This is a genomic window from Paenibacillus abyssi (genome assembly GCF_014640295.1).
Classification (GTDB): Bacteria; Bacillota; Bacilli; order Paenibacillales; family Paenibacillaceae; genus Paenibacillus_D; species Paenibacillus_D abyssi.
This window is the reverse complement of record NZ_BMGR01000001.1, coordinates 92,380-109,656: the sequence shown is the minus strand read 5'-3', so window position 1 is coordinate 109,656 and position 17,277 is coordinate 92,380. Positions and strand designations below refer to the sequence as shown.

18 protein-coding genes and 1 riboswitch are annotated in these 17,277 nt (G+C 49.3%); all 18 genes read right to left on the bottom strand.

Annotation, left to right across the window (positions count from 1 at the left end; all coding sequences use genetic code 11):
* Positions 1-29: 29 nt before the first annotated feature.
* The 18 genes from ccsA to IEW11_RS00515 all read right to left on the bottom strand — a co-directional run bounded on the left by ccsA (position 30) and on the right by IEW11_RS00515 (position 17,265).
* The gene (gene ccsA, locus IEW11_RS00600) at positions 30-1,289 is read right to left on the bottom strand and encodes a cytochrome c biogenesis protein CcsA (RefSeq protein ID WP_308422676.1); all 1,260 of its coding nucleotides are present in this window, start codon (positions 1,287-1,289) and stop codon (positions 30-32) included.
* Positions 1,286-2,941: a cytochrome c biogenesis protein ResB gene (resB, locus tag IEW11_RS00595; protein WP_188528002.1), complete on the bottom strand. Its 1,656-nt coding sequence runs from the start codon at positions 2,939-2,941 to the stop codon at positions 1,286-1,288. The genes ccsA and resB overlap by 4 nt, the downstream gene beginning before the upstream one ends.
* A 22-nt stretch (positions 2,942-2,963) precedes the next feature.
* Positions 2,964-3,491: a redoxin domain-containing protein gene (locus IEW11_RS00590; RefSeq protein ID WP_188528000.1), complete on the bottom strand. Its 528-nt coding sequence runs from the start codon at positions 3,489-3,491 to the stop codon at positions 2,964-2,966.
* A gap of 78 nt (positions 3,492-3,569) precedes the next feature.
* A complete protein-coding gene (locus IEW11_RS00585; RefSeq protein ID WP_188527999.1) occupies positions 3,570-4,313 on the bottom strand; it encodes a pseudouridine synthase in 744 nt (247 codons plus the stop codon).
* 174 nt (positions 4,314-4,487) lie between these two features.
* Positions 4,488-5,021 (bottom strand): spore maturation protein, encoded by a 534-nt coding sequence (locus tag IEW11_RS00580; protein ID WP_188527998.1) that lies wholly within the window; start codon positions 5,019-5,021, stop codon positions 4,488-4,490.
* A gap of 15 nt (positions 5,022-5,036) precedes the next feature.
* Positions 5,037-5,696 carry a nucleoside recognition domain-containing protein gene (locus IEW11_RS00575; RefSeq protein WP_188527996.1) on the bottom strand — a complete coding sequence of 220 codons (660 nt, stop codon included), beginning with the start codon at positions 5,694-5,696 and terminating at the stop codon, positions 5,037-5,039.
* 11 nt (positions 5,697-5,707) lie between these two features.
* Positions 5,708-6,886 (bottom strand): D-alanyl-D-alanine carboxypeptidase family protein, encoded by a 1,179-nt coding sequence (locus tag IEW11_RS00570; protein WP_188527994.1) that lies wholly within the window; start codon positions 6,884-6,886, stop codon positions 5,708-5,710.
* 174 nt (positions 6,887-7,060) lie between these two features.
* Positions 7,061-7,540, bottom strand: a complete 480-nt coding sequence (gene ytfJ / locus IEW11_RS00565; RefSeq protein WP_188527992.1) for a GerW family sporulation protein — start codon at positions 7,538-7,540, stop codon at positions 7,061-7,063.
* A complete protein-coding gene (locus IEW11_RS00560) occupies positions 7,513-8,199 on the bottom strand; it encodes a DUF2953 domain-containing protein (RefSeq protein WP_229724926.1) in 687 nt (228 codons plus the stop codon). The genes ytfJ and IEW11_RS00560 overlap by 28 nt, the downstream gene beginning before the upstream one ends.
* A 64-nt stretch (positions 8,200-8,263) precedes the next feature.
* On the bottom strand, positions 8,264-8,887 hold the full coding sequence (gene scpB / locus IEW11_RS00555; RefSeq protein ID WP_188527988.1) for an SMC-Scp complex subunit ScpB: 624 nt from the start codon (positions 8,885-8,887) through the stop codon (positions 8,264-8,266).
* Positions 8,856-9,641, bottom strand: a complete 786-nt coding sequence (locus IEW11_RS00550; RefSeq protein WP_188527986.1) for a segregation and condensation protein A — start codon at positions 9,639-9,641, stop codon at positions 8,856-8,858. The genes scpB and IEW11_RS00550 overlap by 32 nt, the downstream gene beginning before the upstream one ends.
* A gap of 21 nt (positions 9,642-9,662) precedes the next feature.
* Positions 9,663-10,133 (bottom strand): 6,7-dimethyl-8-ribityllumazine synthase, encoded by a 471-nt coding sequence (ribH, locus tag IEW11_RS00545; protein ID WP_188527984.1) that lies wholly within the window; start codon positions 10,131-10,133, stop codon positions 9,663-9,665.
* Between the two features lie 18 nt (positions 10,134-10,151).
* Positions 10,152-11,390 (bottom strand): bifunctional 3,4-dihydroxy-2-butanone-4-phosphate synthase/GTP cyclohydrolase II, encoded by a 1,239-nt coding sequence (locus IEW11_RS00540; RefSeq protein WP_188527982.1) that lies wholly within the window; start codon positions 11,388-11,390, stop codon positions 10,152-10,154.
* A 30-nt stretch (positions 11,391-11,420) separates the two neighbouring features.
* Complete coding sequence (gene ribE, locus IEW11_RS00535; RefSeq protein WP_188527980.1) at positions 11,421-12,098, bottom strand: riboflavin synthase; 678 nt, start codon at positions 12,096-12,098, stop codon at positions 11,421-11,423.
* 12 nt (positions 12,099-12,110) lie between these two features.
* On the bottom strand, positions 12,111-13,226 hold the full coding sequence (gene ribD, locus IEW11_RS00530) for a bifunctional diaminohydroxyphosphoribosylaminopyrimidine deaminase/5-amino-6-(5-phosphoribosylamino)uracil reductase RibD (protein WP_229724925.1): 1,116 nt from the start codon (positions 13,224-13,226) through the stop codon (positions 12,111-12,113).
* 147 nt (positions 13,227-13,373) lie between these two features.
* Positions 13,374-13,540, bottom strand: a riboswitch (FMN riboswitch).
* A gap of 92 nt (positions 13,541-13,632) precedes the next feature.
* Positions 13,633-14,064, bottom strand: a complete 432-nt coding sequence (locus IEW11_RS00525) for a peptidylprolyl isomerase (protein WP_188527979.1) — start codon at positions 14,062-14,064, stop codon at positions 13,633-13,635.
* Positions 14,065-14,174: 110 nt separating this feature from the next.
* Positions 14,175-15,506: a diaminopimelate decarboxylase gene (gene lysA / locus IEW11_RS00520; protein WP_188527977.1), complete on the bottom strand. Its 1,332-nt coding sequence runs from the start codon at positions 15,504-15,506 to the stop codon at positions 14,175-14,177.
* Positions 15,507-15,642: 136 nt separating this feature from the next.
* Positions 15,643-17,265: a spore germination protein gene (locus IEW11_RS00515; RefSeq protein ID WP_188527975.1), complete on the bottom strand. Its 1,623-nt coding sequence runs from the start codon at positions 17,263-17,265 to the stop codon at positions 15,643-15,645.
* Between the last annotated feature and the right edge of the window lie 12 nt (positions 17,266-17,277).

The window sequence follows — 17,277 nt, the reverse complement described above, 5'->3', positions numbered from 1 at the left end:
GGCATTAACTCCTCTCAATTGGAACTCACTTACACACCGGCGTAAGAATGCAATCCGGCAATGATGAGATTGACACCGATCAGCGTAAACATCACAATGACAAACCCGATAACCGCAAGCCATGCCGATCGATGCCCCTGCCAACCACGTGATAAACGAAGATGCAGGTATGCGCTGTAGTACAACCAAGTAATTAGAGCCCACACTTCTTTGGGGTCCCATCCCCAAAATCGCGACCATGCGATATTGGCCCATATCATCGCGAATATCAAAGCTCCTAAAGTAAATATCGGAAATCCGATCGCGATTGCGCGATAGCTAATCTCATCTAAATCTTCCGGATCGATGCCTTCCATCGCCGGATGAATGACCGCACCAAGCGGTTTTCGGAACACTAAACGCAGCAAACCGTAAAGCAGGCTGCCGGCAATAATCGACCAGACCACAGTATTAAGCTTGCGTCCGGCGTTTACCCCATCCATCCAATAAGGGGTTTCTAACAACGGCTGCTTCATGCCGATGAACGAATCCATGCTTATTGTCTCGCTATTATAAGGTTTAAAGATCGGAGGCATGGTGTATTGAACATTCTCTTCCGTAGTGGTCTCCTGCCCTCTGCTGTCTATGTTTACCTGCATTTGCTTAAACTCGGCTTCATACCCCATACCGCGGAATACAAACACGGTAATAATAAAGGAGATAACAACGATAATCACATAGAGGGTGAACTCAACCCAGCGTTGGGCCCGGCGAGCTTCTTTTGTTTTCCCTTTGAAATCAACAACACGCAGCAAGTACATTAAACCTGCGGCGAACCCTACAGCGAAAAATGCTTCTCCAAGCGCCGCAGTCGTTACATGGATTTTCAGCCAAATAGAATTCAATGCCGGGATTAACGGCTGCACCTCTTGCGGAAATACAGATGCATAAGCCACGATGATGATCGTGAGCGGCAGAGCGAACATCCCGAGCAGCGGCGACCGGTAGATCGAGTAAATGACAGTGAAAGCAATCATAATCGACATGCCCAGGAATGTCATGAACTCATACATATTACTGGTTGGAATGTGGCCTGCGCCGATCCAGCGCGTAAAAAAGAACGCGAGATGAGCGACAAGACCCAGCGTAGAGACAATATACGCGACCCGCCCCCAACGTTTGACATGCTGTTCGGGATCTCGGTTACTCCACTTTTTACCACCAATGGCAATCATATAAAACAAAAAACCAAAACAGTATAAGAAAAAGGCTGCTATAAACGCATCACTGCTGAATTCTAAAAAACTCACGTTTTGTTCCCTCCGTTATCGAGCGACTTCGGTTCTACTACAATATCCAATTTGCGCAGCGCCGAGGCGACATCGCCGCGCATGCCGAACCAATTTTTATTCGTATGTGCGCCAAGCGTCAGCTTGCCGTCATCTATCCTCAGCCAGATCCGTCGATGCTGCCAGTAAAATCCGAGAATAAGGCCAATCATCGAGATTGCTGCTCCAACCCAAACATATGGAATCGCAGTATCCACCCGAATATTGAGAAAAGTCGTTGCGCCGGATAACACTACATTCTCCATGGATCCAACCTTAATCTCAAATCGATCGGCAATATCCCGGTTGATCTGATCCTGGCTGAAGCGCACCTTATCAATCTCCCGTGGGAAGTACAAGTAAGACTCCCCTTCTTTCGGCAGTCCCGGTCCTTTAATAAGGAAGAAAAAGGCCGGAGCATTCGGTTCACGGGATAATGTCGTCGGTTTGCCGTTCTCTCCGATCGCAAACTCCATGAACTGATCTCTTAATTCCAGTGTATAAGGGCCAACCTGGTAAGAAATTTCCGGATTCGTCATCGACAATTCAAACGGTCCGTAGCTTTCCCCTGTCTGCTTGTCCACCAGAACCGGCTTTACCGCTTTAAGCTTGGGCGTCTCATCAAAATCAAATTGATAGGCATGCAGCCCCTTATAGGACAAGGGGTCGTTCACGATGATGTCGTGCCGGTGAACTTCTTTCAGCTCAGGTTCTCTGGTTAAGTCACCGCAATAGGCTGTGCATTCATACAAAACCGCTTTCGTCTCATAAAGCTTGGCCCGTAAAGTGCCTTTAAGCTCATCGGGTAGTTCATCGTCCGTGTAATACTGAACGGTAAACTTCTCATTCTTGATATAATAGTTGGTATCCTTAATCTCTACCGCTTCCCCTTCAGGCAGCGTTACGTAGCTGTCCATATACCAGCCTGGAATGCTCCGGGCGAGCACGGCAAGCAAAAATAAGATTAAACCGATATGATTAATGTAAGGCCCCCATCGGCTGAATCGCCCCTTCTCGGCCAGAAGCGCTGTTCCGTCCCGATTCACCCGATACCCTTTGCGCTTTAATTGCTCCCCGAGCTTCTCCACGAATTCTTCCGGATCTCCCGGGATATCCCTGGTGAACACGACTCTCTGACGTTTGAGGAACGTCAGATGCTTACGAATGCTCTGCTTGTTTAATGCGCGGTACAATGGCAGCACACGATCCAGGCTGCAGATAACAAGCGAAGTTCCGATCATAACCAGCAAGGTGATGAACCACCATGATTCGTATGTTCGAGATAAGCCAAGTGCATAATAAATTTTCCCGGGGAGACCATAGTTAACTTCATAGTAGGTTGTCGGATCTCCACTTAAAAACGTACTCTCTTGGGGATAAATAGTACCTAGTGTCGATCCAAGTAGTGTAATGACAATGAGATATACAGCAATTTTGACGGATGAAAAAAAGTTCCAAATTCGGTCTATCCAGCTGGGATTCGCTTTCTGGGAACGTCTTGCCACTCCGTCATAACGCATTTCTAAAGGCTCTTCGGACAAGCTTTCTTCACCTAGGGGCTTGCCGCAGTATTCACATAGCACGGTCCCCACATGATTTTGATGACCGCACTCGCACTTGGTGTTTTGAAACAATGTGGGAGACCTCCTTCCTTAATTATGTCTCCAGTAATCGTTCAACGCGCTCATTAATTTGTTCCTCTGTCATCCCGCCTACGAACACTTCCATAATCGTTCCGTCCTTTTTCACGAAAAATGTTGTAGGATAGGAACGCAGTCCATAATTACGCTCCGTTCTGCGGTTTACATCACGAAGCAGCGGATAGTCCAGGTCCATCTGACGTACAAAGTTGGCAACAGGAAGATCGGCTTCGCTTAAATTAATCGCCAGGATATCGAAATCCTCGCCCCGCCACTTCTCATATTGCCGTTGAAACTCAGGCATTTCCTCCACGCAAGGAGGACAGAAAGTGCCCCAAAAATTGATAACCAGCGCCTTCCCTTCGTAATCCGACAGATTGTGCACCTCACCATCCATGCCAAGCAGTGAAAAATCAGGAGGACGGTCACCGACCCCAGGAGGGCCTTGATCATCTGCAAACAGCGTCTTGCCTATCGCATATCCACCGATGAGCAAGACGCCAATTAAGATTACGATTTGAACTGTTTTTCTTGAAGCCCCCATCGTTCCACCACCTAAATAACATTACATTTAATAGTTACATTATAACGAATATCACCGTTTATTTGCTTTAACTGCCACTCACTTTTTATGAATATTATGTGTCTTGCCCGCGAGGTCCAGCAGTTCTTTCACCTCTTGCGGCGTCAAATGGCGATACTTGCCCCGCTGCAAATTCTGCAGACCGAGCTCACCAAAGCGTACGCGTTTGAGACGAATGACCGGATGGGATATCGCATCGAACATTCTACGCACCTGCCGGTTCCGACCTTCATGAATCGTAATCGTAATAGTCGATTGCTTGCTGTCCGGGTCAACGTCATAATACTCCACCTCTGCGGGGGCCGTCATGCCATCCTCAAGCTTAATTCCTTTAGCCAGCTTCTCCAGTGCTGTTCCATGCGGAACTCCCTTCACGGTTGCCAGATAAGTCTTGGGAACGTGATGCTTCGGATGAGTCAGCTTATTCGCAAATTCCCCGTCATTCGTAAGCAGCAGCAGTCCTTCGGTATCATAATCCAATCTGCCGACCGGGTAGACCCGCTCCTTGATATCTGGCAAAAAGTCAGATACGATCTTACGGCCTTCAGGATCCTTTGCGCTTGTGATAACACCTTTAGGTTTATTCATCATCAAATAGAGCTTTTTCTCACTCCTGATCGGTCTCCCATTAACGGTAATCACATCCTGGAGCGGATCCGCCTTCACCCCTAATGTCGTAACTGTTTCTCCATTGACCTGCACTTGTCCTGATTGAATAAGCTCTTCACATTTTCGACGCGAAGCGACACCCGCCTGCGCTAATATTTTCTGTAAACGTTCCAATATCTTTCACCTCATCCTCCATCATACCTATCCAGTGATAAAAGCACAAGCGGCGGCGGCGAAGCCAAGCCCGATTCCCCGCACACTAATGAAGAATGTGACGAAATGTTCATGAATTGACAGCAAAAAAGAGGGGTTATCCCCCCTCTTCCAGCTGCCGAAACTTATCTGTTTTTAGCCGAAAATGTAAAGGCAAATGAAAATAGCCGCGACAAATCCGACCAGGTCGGAGAACAAGCCCACCTTAAGCGCATATCTTGTTCGTCTGATGCCGATTGCCCCAAAATAAACAGTAAGCACATATAACGTCGTATCCGTGCTGCCCTGTATCGTAGAAGCAATTCTTCCAATCATCGAATCGGGACCATACGTCTTGATCAGCTCGGTAGTAAATGCCAGTGAGCCGGCACCTGTTAATGGCCTCAATACGCCTAGCGGCAGCACCTCGGAAGGAATGCCCATCCAATCAAAAAACGGACGCATGGCTTGTACTATCATTTCCATCGCGCCGGATGCACGGAACATGCTGATCGCCACCATCATGCCGACCAAGTGCGGGATAATCTGGATAGCCGTATCAAAGCCGCCTTTGGCTCCCTCAACAAAAGACTCGTATACAGGTACCTTACGAAAAGCGGCATAGAGGGGGATGAATACGATCATCGCCGGGATCGCCCATACCGAGAGAAGGGTGACGACTTCATACATTATGGTTCACACCTTTCAAGAGAGCAGCGATGTTCCCGCTCCCGATTCTCCGCTGCCCGAAGGCCCGCCAGTCCCTTTGATCGCCGGAACGAGCGGAGGTCTTACCCGGCTGCGATACCAGCGGTCTGCTAGTATTGCCGCTGCTGTGGCAATGGATGTAGCGATTAAAGTCGTGCCAACGATCTCGGCCGGATGCGCGGATTCAAAGTTCATCCGGATGGCGATAAGGGTGGTCGGAACGAGCGTAATGCTCGAAGTATTAAGAGCCAACAGCGTACACATTGCCGGCGTTGCGGTCTCTTTATCCGGATTGAGCTTTTGCAGCTCCTGCATTGCTTTAATGCCCATCGGTGTTGCGGCATTGCCAAGACCCAATATATTGGCGCTCATATTGGTCATAATATAGCCTAGAGCCGGGTGATTACGAGGGACATCGGGAAATAAAAAACGGACGAGCGGGCCGAGCAGGCCGGCTAATTTGCGAAGCAGCCCCGCATCCTCGCCGATGCGCATCATGCCTAGCCAAAAGACCAGAATGCTGATTAAGCCGAAGCTTACCGTTACGCCGGTTTTCGCGCCTTCGAAAGCAGCCTCGGTAACCAGCTCCATCCGTCCGTTAAATGCTGCAAACACAACGCTTACAACAATTAAGAATAACCAGATCCAGTTGACCATGTTTCATCCTCCTAACCAAGCAAGCTCTTCACTACCTTCATCAACGAAGACGCGAAGGATGACTTCTCTTGAATGCTTCTATTCATGCTCCAGGCTGCCTTATGCGGCTGCTGATTATTATGCCTGAAACTTTGGCTCTGTGCGTCCTGTCCTGCCGTTTCATATACAGGAACTGTACCAATCTTCGTTTCTTTCAAATATAGCTCCAGTCCGCCTCTCTCTCCTAACGCGTATGAGGAGGTCCTCGCATCGGCCAATATAAGCTTTGTTCTAAGGCCTGCCTGCTCCCCTTCCGCAAACGGATATCGGAACGTACGCCCTACGGCCAGAGGGTAGCCTGACACAACCTGATCTTGTTTAACAACCGTTTGAAGCGGATAATGCTCGAATCCCCAATCCAGCAGCTTGCGGTGATCCACCCAATCATCCCGGTCATTCAATGTAACGGCAGCCAGCTGTTGTCCGCCTCGGGTCGCTGAGCTGACAAGGCAACGTAAAGCTTGCGTTGTGTAACCGGTTTTTACGCCATCGGCCCCATCGTACATGGACAGCATTTTGTTTTTGTTGATCCATGAATAATCCCGATTGGTTACCTTCTTTGATTTTGTTTTCACGATATCGCGAAACGTCTCGTTTTTAAGCGCGTAAGCCGTCAGCTTTGCCAGATCATTGGCCGAGGAATAGTGATTCTCATGATCCAAGCCATGCGGATTCATAAAATGGGTGTTGTCTAATCCCAGCCACTGCGCTTTCTCATTCATCAAATGGACAAAGCCTTGCTGAGATCCGCCGACATGCTCAGCAATCGCCGTTGCTGCATCGTTTCCGGAGCGAAGCATCAGGCCGTACAGCATATCGTGCAGACTCATTTCTTCGTTATGCTCTAAATATATAGAGGATCCTTCCTTGCCGGCCGCCTGTTTACTGACCTTGACAATATCGGACAATTTGCCCTGTTCGATTGCGACGATCGCAGTCATAATCTTGGTCAGGCTGGCGATTTTCGTTCGTTCATCGCCACGCTGCGTATATAAGATCCTGCCGGACTCCACATCAATTAATGCCGCCGCATAAGCATTCGTGTACACCTTCGCAGGCTCAGCATTCGCGTATGGAGTGATTCCTGGCAATCCCGCGGCAATCATCATGATAAGAAATGTGCTTAGAAACCGTTTTGGAAGGCGTGCCATTATGTCTATTCCCTCTCCTTCTTTGCGGCGCAGCATACGCCGGGGTCTTGTACATTATATGATCCAAGCGCCGGGATATGTCCTGTCATTAGCGATCGTCTTATTTTTACAAGCAAAAAACTGCCCGTCAGACCGTATGGCCGTCCGGGCAGTTTTTATAAGTCGGGATGTTAATTAGATCAATTTTCCATTGTCGCTGGTGCCTGAACCCATAGTAACCGGTATCGGCGCGTCGGTTGCCATGGATCCGCTATGCTTGAACATCGTTTGAATTTTATCAAATACTTTTGGTGCAGAGTCAATGACACGTTCAATGAGGTGTGTCTGATTGTCAAGCGGCACAACTTTTACACCTTGCGTGCCAACCACCAAAAAGGCGATTGGCGTAATGGACACCCCGCCGCCGCTTCCGCCGCCAAACGGAAGAGAGACTGCAGCGTTGTGAGCATCCGCTTGGTGCTGACCGCTTAATGAGCCGTCCAGACGAATATCGCTTCCGCCAGCAACAAAACCAAAACCTACCTTCGAAATCGGCATGATCACGCTGCCGTCAGGTGTTTGCACAGGATCGCCCACAATGGTATTTACATCAACCATCTCTTTGATGTTCTCCATAGCGGTTTGCATCAAGCCTTGAATAGGATGTTCTGCCATGCTGTAACGCCTCCTTTCACCTTTCTTATGCGAACCAATAAATGCAGTCCGGCAAGAATAGCATAACCGAAGCGGATTTTCGCTATACAGGACCACTCGGTGGTAAATAACGTTTGATTATATTCCGGTTCAACCTGCATGCGGGGTACTGCCAAAAACCGCATGATTTGCGAAATGCCGCCAAGCAGGGCAGTTTGTGCTGACCAGAAAAAACCCGTCGCCATCGCCGTCCATGCCGCGTCGCCAGTACCGACTGTTGTGCGCCAGTCCCAAGCTGTAATTTTGACATGCGTTAATGTTTTACGAACCCACGCTGTCAAATGATCCGTATATTTCAGCAGGATCCGTGCTTTTTCAAGCTTGTCCATGATCATTTCAATGCTGATCTTCTCTAACCCGCCTTTTCGATTATCACCAACTGGAAAATTATCCGTTTGCTCCTGCTTGACTTGTACTTTTTCATCCAAGAATCGAATAAACGGCACTTCCAAATGGTAATTAATAATCCCCCATACTGCTTGAACTCGAAAAGATAAATAATCATCCTCGTTTTTTTTACGTACCTTTGCCAGTATCTCAATATGCATAGCGGCTATCGCGGCAAACAACAAAAAAAAGAGACCTGCCGCCGCGATCCATATCCAACCTGTGTGAAGCATAGTTCTCAAGCTTCACCTCGTTTCCTGATGCTGGTTAGATATAGTATGACCCGGCGTACAAATCTCATTCCTGTTCTTTAGGCTCTGTACGCGATATTTCGTCAATCGTTAACTGCCTTTCGTCGAGCTTCTCGAACAACATCTGAGTCTGCTCATCCAACAAATCTTCCGGATTCATCGCCGAAGGCTCCGGCAATGCGCTTAGTCCGGAAAGACCAAAGTAATCAAGAAACGCTCGTGTTGTTCCGTACAAAATCGGCCTGCCTACCGCTTCAGCACGTCCTACCTCTTCAATCAAATCTTTTCCTACCAGAGAGTGAAGGGCTCTCTCACTTTTTACGCCGCGGATCTCTTCGATCTCTACCCTCGTGATCGGCTGTCTGTACGCCACGATGGAGAGTGTCTCCAGCGCGGCTTGTGAAAGGCTAGCACGACTAGGCGAGAATGCCAGACGCTCAAAATAAGGAGCATGAGCCGGATTCGTAGTCAATCTAAAACCGCCCGCCACTTCAGCGATCCGGATGCCGCGCTGCGTTTTTTCGAGATCACCCTTCAGATCGTGAACGACATCGAGTATAAGCCCTGTATCCTGTTGTACTATTTCAGCCAGCTGTTTAGCGCTTAAGCCTTCATCTCCGGCCATAAACAACAGACCCTCAATAATCGATTTCAATGTCGGAAAGTCCACTGTCCGTTGTTTCCCCTCTCCAATAAATCACAATATCCTCAAAAAGCCGATCCTGATAACATCGGATCTGCTTCATTTTCATTAACTCCAATATCGCCAAAAAGGTAACCACGATTTCATGGCGAACCATATCCTGCCGCACCAGGCGGGAAAAACGAACCATTTCATGCTGACGCAGCAGCTCGACGATATCGACGATCCGATCCTTGACTGAGATCTCATCCCGTCTTACTGTCGCTACGAAAGATCGCCTTGCCGCACGCTTGAGCGCCTTCTGGAATGCCATAATCAGATCGGAGACATGCAACCCTTTTACCGGGTTCACCTGAACCTTCGACATAAAAGGCGTCAGATCCTCCGGCTCCTTGGTGTAAACGAGGCTTCGTTCCGCTTCCTTTTCGCGCAGTTGTTCGGCAATCTGTTTGTATTTACGGTATTCCACGAGCTTTTGAATCAACTCATCACGCGGATCCAAGCCATCATCGTCCATCCAGTAATCATCGAAGTCATCCGGCTGGACAGGAGGCTTAGGCAGCAACTGCTTGCTTTTGATCGATAGCAGGGTCGCCGCCATGACCAGAAATTCGCTCGTCACATCAAGCTCAAGCTCCTGCATGGCATTTAGGTAACCCATGTACTGATCGGTTATTTCACTTATCGATATTTCATGAATGTCGATCTCCGCTTTATCGATCAAGTGAAGCAGCAAATCCAGCGGACCTTCAAATGATTCCAGCTTATAAAGCACCGTCACGGTGTCATCCTCCCGCCTGCGTTAACCCTTTAAAGCTTGTGTCAAATTCGCCATTTCAATCGCTGTCGCTGCCGCTTCCCAGCCCTTGTTGCCGGCTTTTGTGCCCGCACGCTCGACAGCTTGTTCGATTGAATCGGTCGTCAGCACACCAAAGATCGTCGGCACGCCGGTTTTGAGAGAAATGGCAGATACACCTTTTGCCACTTCATTACATACATAATCAAAATGCGGTGTTGATCCTCTGATAACAGCTCCCAACGTGATGACTGCGTCATATTTACCGCTTTCCGCCATTTTTTGTGCGATTAACGGAATTTCAAACGCTCCAGGAACCCAGGCGATTTCGATTTCAGACTCCTCGGCACCATGGCGCTTTAATGCATCAAGCGCTCCGCTTAATAATTTGCCCGTAATGAATTCGTTAAATCTGCCTACTACGATGCCATATTTCAAGCCTTTTGTAACTAAATGTCCTTCATATACTTTCGTCATTGTTCTTCATCCCTTCAATTATTGTTCAGTTTGTGGATTTTCGTTTTCTTCAAAGCTTAGCAAATGTCCCAGCTTGGATTGTTTTGTATGCAAATAACGGGTGTTATCTTCATTTTCCTTCATTTGCAGCGGCACACGTTCAACAACCTCAATGCCGTAACCCTCCAACCCTTTTATTTTACGCGGGTTGTTGGTGAGCAAGCGCATCTGGCGTATGCCAAGATCCTTCAAAATCTGAGCTCCTATGCCATAATCCCGCAAATCCGGAGCAAATCCTAATTTAATATTCGCGTCGACGGTGTCGAATCCCTGCTCCTGCAGCGCATAAGCTTTCAATTTGTTGATCAATCCGATTCCGCGGCCTTCCTGACGCATATACAACAGAACACCATGGCCCGCCTCGTCGATCTGCCGCAGTGCTGCTTCCAGCTGTGGGCCGCAATCGCAGCGGTGAGAGTGAAACACATCGCCGGTCAAGCATTCGGAATGAACGCGCACTAAGGTCGGCACTGTGCTGTCGATCTGCCCTTTCACAAGCGCTACATGCTCTTTCCCGTCCACTTCATTCGAATATGCAATCGCTCTGAACGTACCAAAATCCGTAGGCATTTTGACATCGACGATACGTTCGACGAGCTTTTCCTTTTCATTGCGGTAATGGATCATATCCTGAATCGTAATGAGCTTGAGATTGTGCTTTACGCGAAACTCCAAAAGATCAGGCAGCCTTGCCATGGTTCCGTCTTCCTTGATAATTTCGCAGATCACCGCGGCCGGTGCAGAACCGCACATCCGCGCCAGATCGATCGCCGCTTCCGTATGTCCCGCTCTTCTCAGAACGCCGCCTTTCTTGGCGATCAGCGGAAAGATGTGGCCCGGCTTACGGAAATCGGCAGCTTTCGTGTTCTTGTCGATCAGCGCTTTAACTGTCAGCGCCCGTTCATGAGCCGAGATCCCTGTCGTTGTGGAAATGTGATCGACTGAAACCGTAAAAGCTGTACCATGATAATCTGTGTTATGGGCAACCATTGGCGGCAAATCCAGCTCCTCCGCCCTTTCTTGCGTAATCGGCACACATACAAGCCCCCGCGCTTCCGAAATCATAAAGTTGATAACCTCAGGTGTCGCTTTATCAGCCAAAGCAATGAGATCGCCCTCGTTCTCCCGATCCTCATCATCTACAACAATAACCGATTTCCCTAAGATCAGATCATATATGGCATCTTCAATCGCGTCAAATTTTATCTCCTGTTCCATGTCTGTTCCCCTCCTGGATCATAATCTTTCTTACAAGAAACCATGCTCGGATAAAAATGCCGCCGTCAGCCGTTGCTCCCCGGAACCCGAAACAGCCGCTGAACTGCCGGAGGAACGACCGAAATGCAGTAAATGATCAACATATTTTCCTAAAATGTCGGTTTCAATATTGATTGTCTCGCCAATTTGCTTGGACTGCAATGCCGTTTCCTTCAGCGTATGCGGAATGATAGAAACGCTAAAAGCGTCTTCCGTGGCGCTTACGACAGTCAAGCTGATGCCATCCAATGTTACGGAGCCCTGCGGGATCAAATGACGCATCGATTCCTTGTTCTCGGGGCGAATCGTGAAGACGACCGCGTTCACATCTTTGTTCCTGGAAATAATTGTGCCGATGGCATCCACATGGCCCTGTACGATATGCCCGCCGAAGCGGCCCCCGGCTTGCATCGCGCGCTCCAGATTCACGGTTTGCCCGCTGCGCAGTTCCTTTAAGTTCGTATGCCGATAGGTTTGCGGCATCACATCAACAGAAAAGGTCGTTTGATCATAGGAAATGACCGTCAAACATACGCCGTTCACGGAGATGCTGTCCCCTAACTTAACATCCTGCAATACTTTCGATGCTGCGATCGTTAATACCATCGCCTCGCCTTGCTGGCGGGCTTGGCGCATCGTGCCGATTTCTTCTATGAGTCCGGTAAACACAGGGATCCCCTCCTATCTTTGGCTGGCTGGATAGATGGGATAACCAGAAACACAGAGGTCATCCCCAATGATATCCACCTTCATGTTGCGAAGCTGCACCGCGTCGGCCATTCGATCCCAGCCTTCGAACTGGAAACTAACCGGAGCTGCAGCTCCGCCGATGATTTTCGGGGCAAAGAAAAGCACAAGCTTGTCAATCAATCCCGCTTCAAGCATGGCTCCGTTCAAACGGCCGCCACCTTCAAGCAGGATCGATCCGATCTCTAATTCGCCTATTCGTTTCATCGCTTGCTTCAAGTCCACTTGGCTCCCCGCTCCGCAAGCGAGTACCATCGCTCCGGCATTTTCCAACGCTCGAATCTTAGCGCGGTCGGCTTGCTCCGTCGTCAAAATGATCGTCTTGGTTGTCCCATCGCTTATTAATTGCGATGTCAGCGGCAGTCGAAGCTTAGAATCGGCGACGATGCGTACCGGGCTGATCGCAGGCACGGTTAGCCTAGTGGTCAGCAGCGGATCATCAGTCAGCGCCGTACCGGCACCAACCATGATCCCGTCATTTAAATGGCGCAGTGTATGGACCAGCTCTCTTGCTTTTGGCCCGGTCACCCATTGGCTATCACCGCTCTTTGCTGCGATTTTCCCGTCCAGCGTGCTGGCTGTTTTCAACGTAATAAATGGAAGCCCCGTCGTCACATATTTAATGAATGCCTCATTTAACGCCATCGCTTCAGCTTCAAGCACGCCGACCGTTACATTAATGCCTTGCTCACGAAGCCTAGCGATCCCTCTGCCGGCCACCTTTGGATTCGGATCGACCATCGCCACGACGACCTTAGCAACTTTGGCGTCAATAATCCGCTCACAGCAGGGCGGCGTTTTGCCGAAATGGCTGCATGGCTCCAGCGTGACGTATACTGTAGCGCCTTCCGCTTCCGTACCTGCCATCTGCAGGGCGTGAACCTCCGCATGTCCCTCTCCCCGTTTAAGATGTGCCCCCACGCCGATGATTCGACCCGCTTTAACCACAACGCAGCCTACAATGGGGTTGATTCCCGTTTGTCCTTGCGCCTTCTTCGCAAGCTCCAAAGCTAAGCGCATATAATATTCGTCATTGATTATATCCTGCAACACAAAAAACCCCCGACAGCGGTAAGCCTGCGGGGTGGAATGGAATATCGAATCAGAAACGTCTCAAATACAAATTCAAACAAGCCTGCATAGCCTGTGAAAAAAAGAACAATCGCCTGCAGGGCGGTCCGAAAATATATTGTCAAGCGTCTCCTTCTCCCATCCAGACTATACTGTCGGTCCCGGATTCGCACCAGGTCCACCGCTTCCGCAACATATAAGAATATTGACGGAATCGGGTCACGGACTGACGATTGCACTTCATGCAATCGATCACCGCCGGTTGGGAATTTCACCCTACCCCGAAGGAAAACCGCAATTCATTTGAAAGCAATCTTACCACTGAAATTCAAAAAATGCAACAAAAGCGCTGGAGAGAAGTCTCCGGCGCTTTTGTCCTATTTATTTATACCTCGACAATTTCAACCTTTTCCATCTTGTCGCGGCCTTGGAATGCATCAACATGCTCCATGCCTTTCACGACTTTACCAAATACAGTATGTTGACCATCCAAATGCGGCTGCGGCTGGTAGCAGATATAGAACTGGCTTCCGCCTGTATTCCGGCCTGCATGTGCCATCGCCAGCGTACCGCGCTCATGTTTGTTCGGGTTAATCTCGCAGTTGATTTGGTAGCCCGGTCCACCAGTGCCTGTACCATTCGGGCATCCGCCTTGCGCAACAAAACCAGGGATAACGCGGTGGAATACCAGTCCGTTGTAGAACCCTTCGTTTGCCAGCTTCTCGAAGTTTGCAACCGTGTTAGGCGCGTCCTGCTCGAACAAGTCGATTAGGACTTCGCCCCCATTTGCCATTGTAACTTTTGCTTGCTTTGCCATATGAACTTCACTCCTTATATGCTATGTACTTTTCATATCATACTACAAACCATGCTGTATGCGCAAAGGAAAGCGGCAGAGAGTCTTCTCTGCCGCTTTGGCCACGTGAATTACTTTGTAAGCGATGGTTTTTTCATCCGTGCCGGAATGACATCATTGCCTACGATATCTTGATAGGATTCGCGTTTTACAGCCAGATCAGCCTGTCCATCCTTTACAAATACGACGGCTGGACGACGGATCCGGTTATAATTGTTCGCCATTGCATAATTATAGGCTCCTGTGCAGAATACGGCCAGCAGATCGCCGCTTTTTGCTTTTGGCAGCTCCAAATCCCAAATGAGCATATCGCCGCTTTCACAGCATTTGCCGGCAATCGATACCGTTTCTTCTGCAGCTTCATTCGCGCGGTTAGCCAAAACGGCTTCATACTTGGATTCGTACAGCGCCGGACGCGGGTTATCCGTCATTCCGCCGTCTACGGCAATATATTTGCGTACGCCGGGAATGTCTTTGTTCGTGCCGACCGTATACAATGTCGTGCCTGCATCCCCAACAATACTGCGGCCTGGCTCCACCCAAATTTCAGGCAGCGGGTAGCTTGCATTCGTGAAATTCGAGATAATCGCATCTGTAATTGCCTTTACATATTCAGCAATCGGAAGCGGTGAATCCTCAGCCGTATAACGGATACCGAAGCCTCCGCCAAGGTTGATCACTTTGAACGTCAAACCAAGCTCGTGCTTGATTTTCACTGCGAAATCAGCAACTTTATCGACAGCCATGCGGAAGCCTTCGACCTCGAAAATTTGCGAGCCGATATGGGAATGAACGCCCAAAATTTCCAGGTTGGACAGCTTCATGCCTTCTTCAATCGCACGGTAAGCCGAGCCATTGCCAAGGTCAAAGCCGAACTTGGAATCCTGCTGGCCGGTCGAGATGTATTCATGGGTGTGCGCTTCAACGCCCGGTGTAATCCGGAGCAAAATTTTCACTTTCTTGCCTTTGTCCGCAGCAAGCGCGTTAAGCAGGTGCAGCTCGACAAAATTGTCTACAACGAAGCAGCCGATGTTTGCATCCAGCGCCATGTTGATTTCTTCAGGGGTTTTGTTATTGCCGTGGAAGTGAATGCGTTCCACTGGAAAACCTGCTTGAAGCGCTGTGTACAGCTCGCCGTCGGATACTACGTCCAGCGACATGCCTTCTTCTTCGGCAATCACGCACATTGCCATTACACAAAAGGCTTTGCTCGCGTAAGCGACTTGAAACCTCAGGCCGGAAGCCTTGAACGCTTCGACATATTCGCGTGCACGCTGGCGAACAAGCGCCTCGTCCACAATATATAGCGGTGTGCCGAACTCTGCCGCCAGATCGGTAACATCACACCCGCCGATCTCCAGATGTCCTTTGTCGTTAATTTTACTTGTTCCATGCAAATACATTGTATATTCCCTCCGCTTTCTCCATGAGTTCCAATTTGGGTTTGCATCATTTGACTATAGTATAACTCATGTCTGCCAATGGAGAAATGGATTAATGTGAAAAACATTTGCATTTTTTTATTTGATCATATTTTGTTCATTTTTTCGGCATCTTGTCGCGCTGCTGAGGGTTCAGCAGATTAGGGCGCGTACGGTTGTATAACACCGGCATCCTCAGAAACAGATTTCCCAATGCTCTGGCATCAAAAGGGATTAACGGCCACATATAGGGCCGGTTGAAGGAGCGCTCAAGAACAAGGATGACAAATACAATTGTCGTTGCAATGACAAATCCCGGCACTTGAAAGGCCGCGACGGCAAGGATGAGCAGCAGGCGAACGATACGATTGGCTAACCCGAGCTCATAGCTTGGCGTCGCAAACATGCCGATCGCGGCAACCGCCATATAAAGCACAACCTCGTTAATGAACAGCCCCGTCTTCACTGCAACGTCGCCGATCAATATCGCTGCCACCAAAGACATTGCAGCCGCTAGCGGTGTCGGTGTGTGGACTGCGGCCAACCGCATCAGGTCAATACCAATTTCCACCAGCACAAACTGTAGGACTAGCGGAAGCTTTCCTGCGTTTTGCGGCCCGATAAAATCAAGAGCAGGCGGTTTCAACTCCGGCTGCATGACAAACAGAAACCATAAAGGCAGCATGAACAGCGATGCAAAAATCCCAAAAAAACGAATCCATCGCAAGTAAGTCCCAATGAATGGGGTTTGCCTGTTTTCCTCGGCATGCTGAATCAAATCAAAAAAGGTTGTCGGCAATATCATCACGCTCGGCGTTGTATCCACGAAAACAGCTACATTGCCCTCGAGCAGATGGGCGGCAACCACATCAGGCCTTTCCGAGTAACGAACGAGCGGATAAGGGTTCCAGCCCCTTTTGACCGTGGCCTCCTCAAGCTGCTTGTCCGCCATTGGAAGTCCGTCCAGCTCTACCTGCTTCAGCTTTTTCCGAATATTATCCACCAATCTCGGATCAGCGATATCTTCGATATAAGCCAAGCTCACATCTGTTTTGGTCCGCCGTCCCAATTTCATAATTTCATAACGCAGTCCCGGATCGCGGATGCGCCGCCTGACCAAGCTTACGTTAACCATTAACGTCTCGACAAACCCGTCCCTGCTGCCCCGCACTACCCGTTCCAGCGTTGGTTCTTCCGGACCTCGTGCCGGGAAAGCCTTAGCATCGATCAACAGCACGGCGCCTTCATGCTCTATGAATAATGCCGTGCTCCCGGCCAATACGGCATCAATGACCTTCGTAAAATCATCTTCTTTTTCCGCCTGCACTGCCGGCACATACAGCTCGAGGAAAGAGTGCATCGCATGAGGCGAAACATCGTCCGGCTGCAAATACGTTAACCGTTTCAGCACTTCTGTAAGTACGGCATCCTTGACAAAACCATTCATAAAAAACAGCGCCGTACGCCGGTTGCCAAATGTCATTTCCCTGGCTACGACATCAAAGCTGGATCCCAGCCCGACCTTCTCTTTAAGCTTTCTTCTGAAATCCTCGAGCCGTTTAGGCACCGGTTCCGCATCGGAAGCCTGCTGCTTCCCGCCGGTATCAGCATCCAACGATTTCCGGTCCGTCTCCTCTCTTTCATAAGCCGGATCTTCAGTTATTAATTCATCCTGCATGATTTCACCATTGGGCAGCGGTTGAGAATCGACCGGATCCTGACCTCTATCCCTATTATTCATAAGTTCATCACC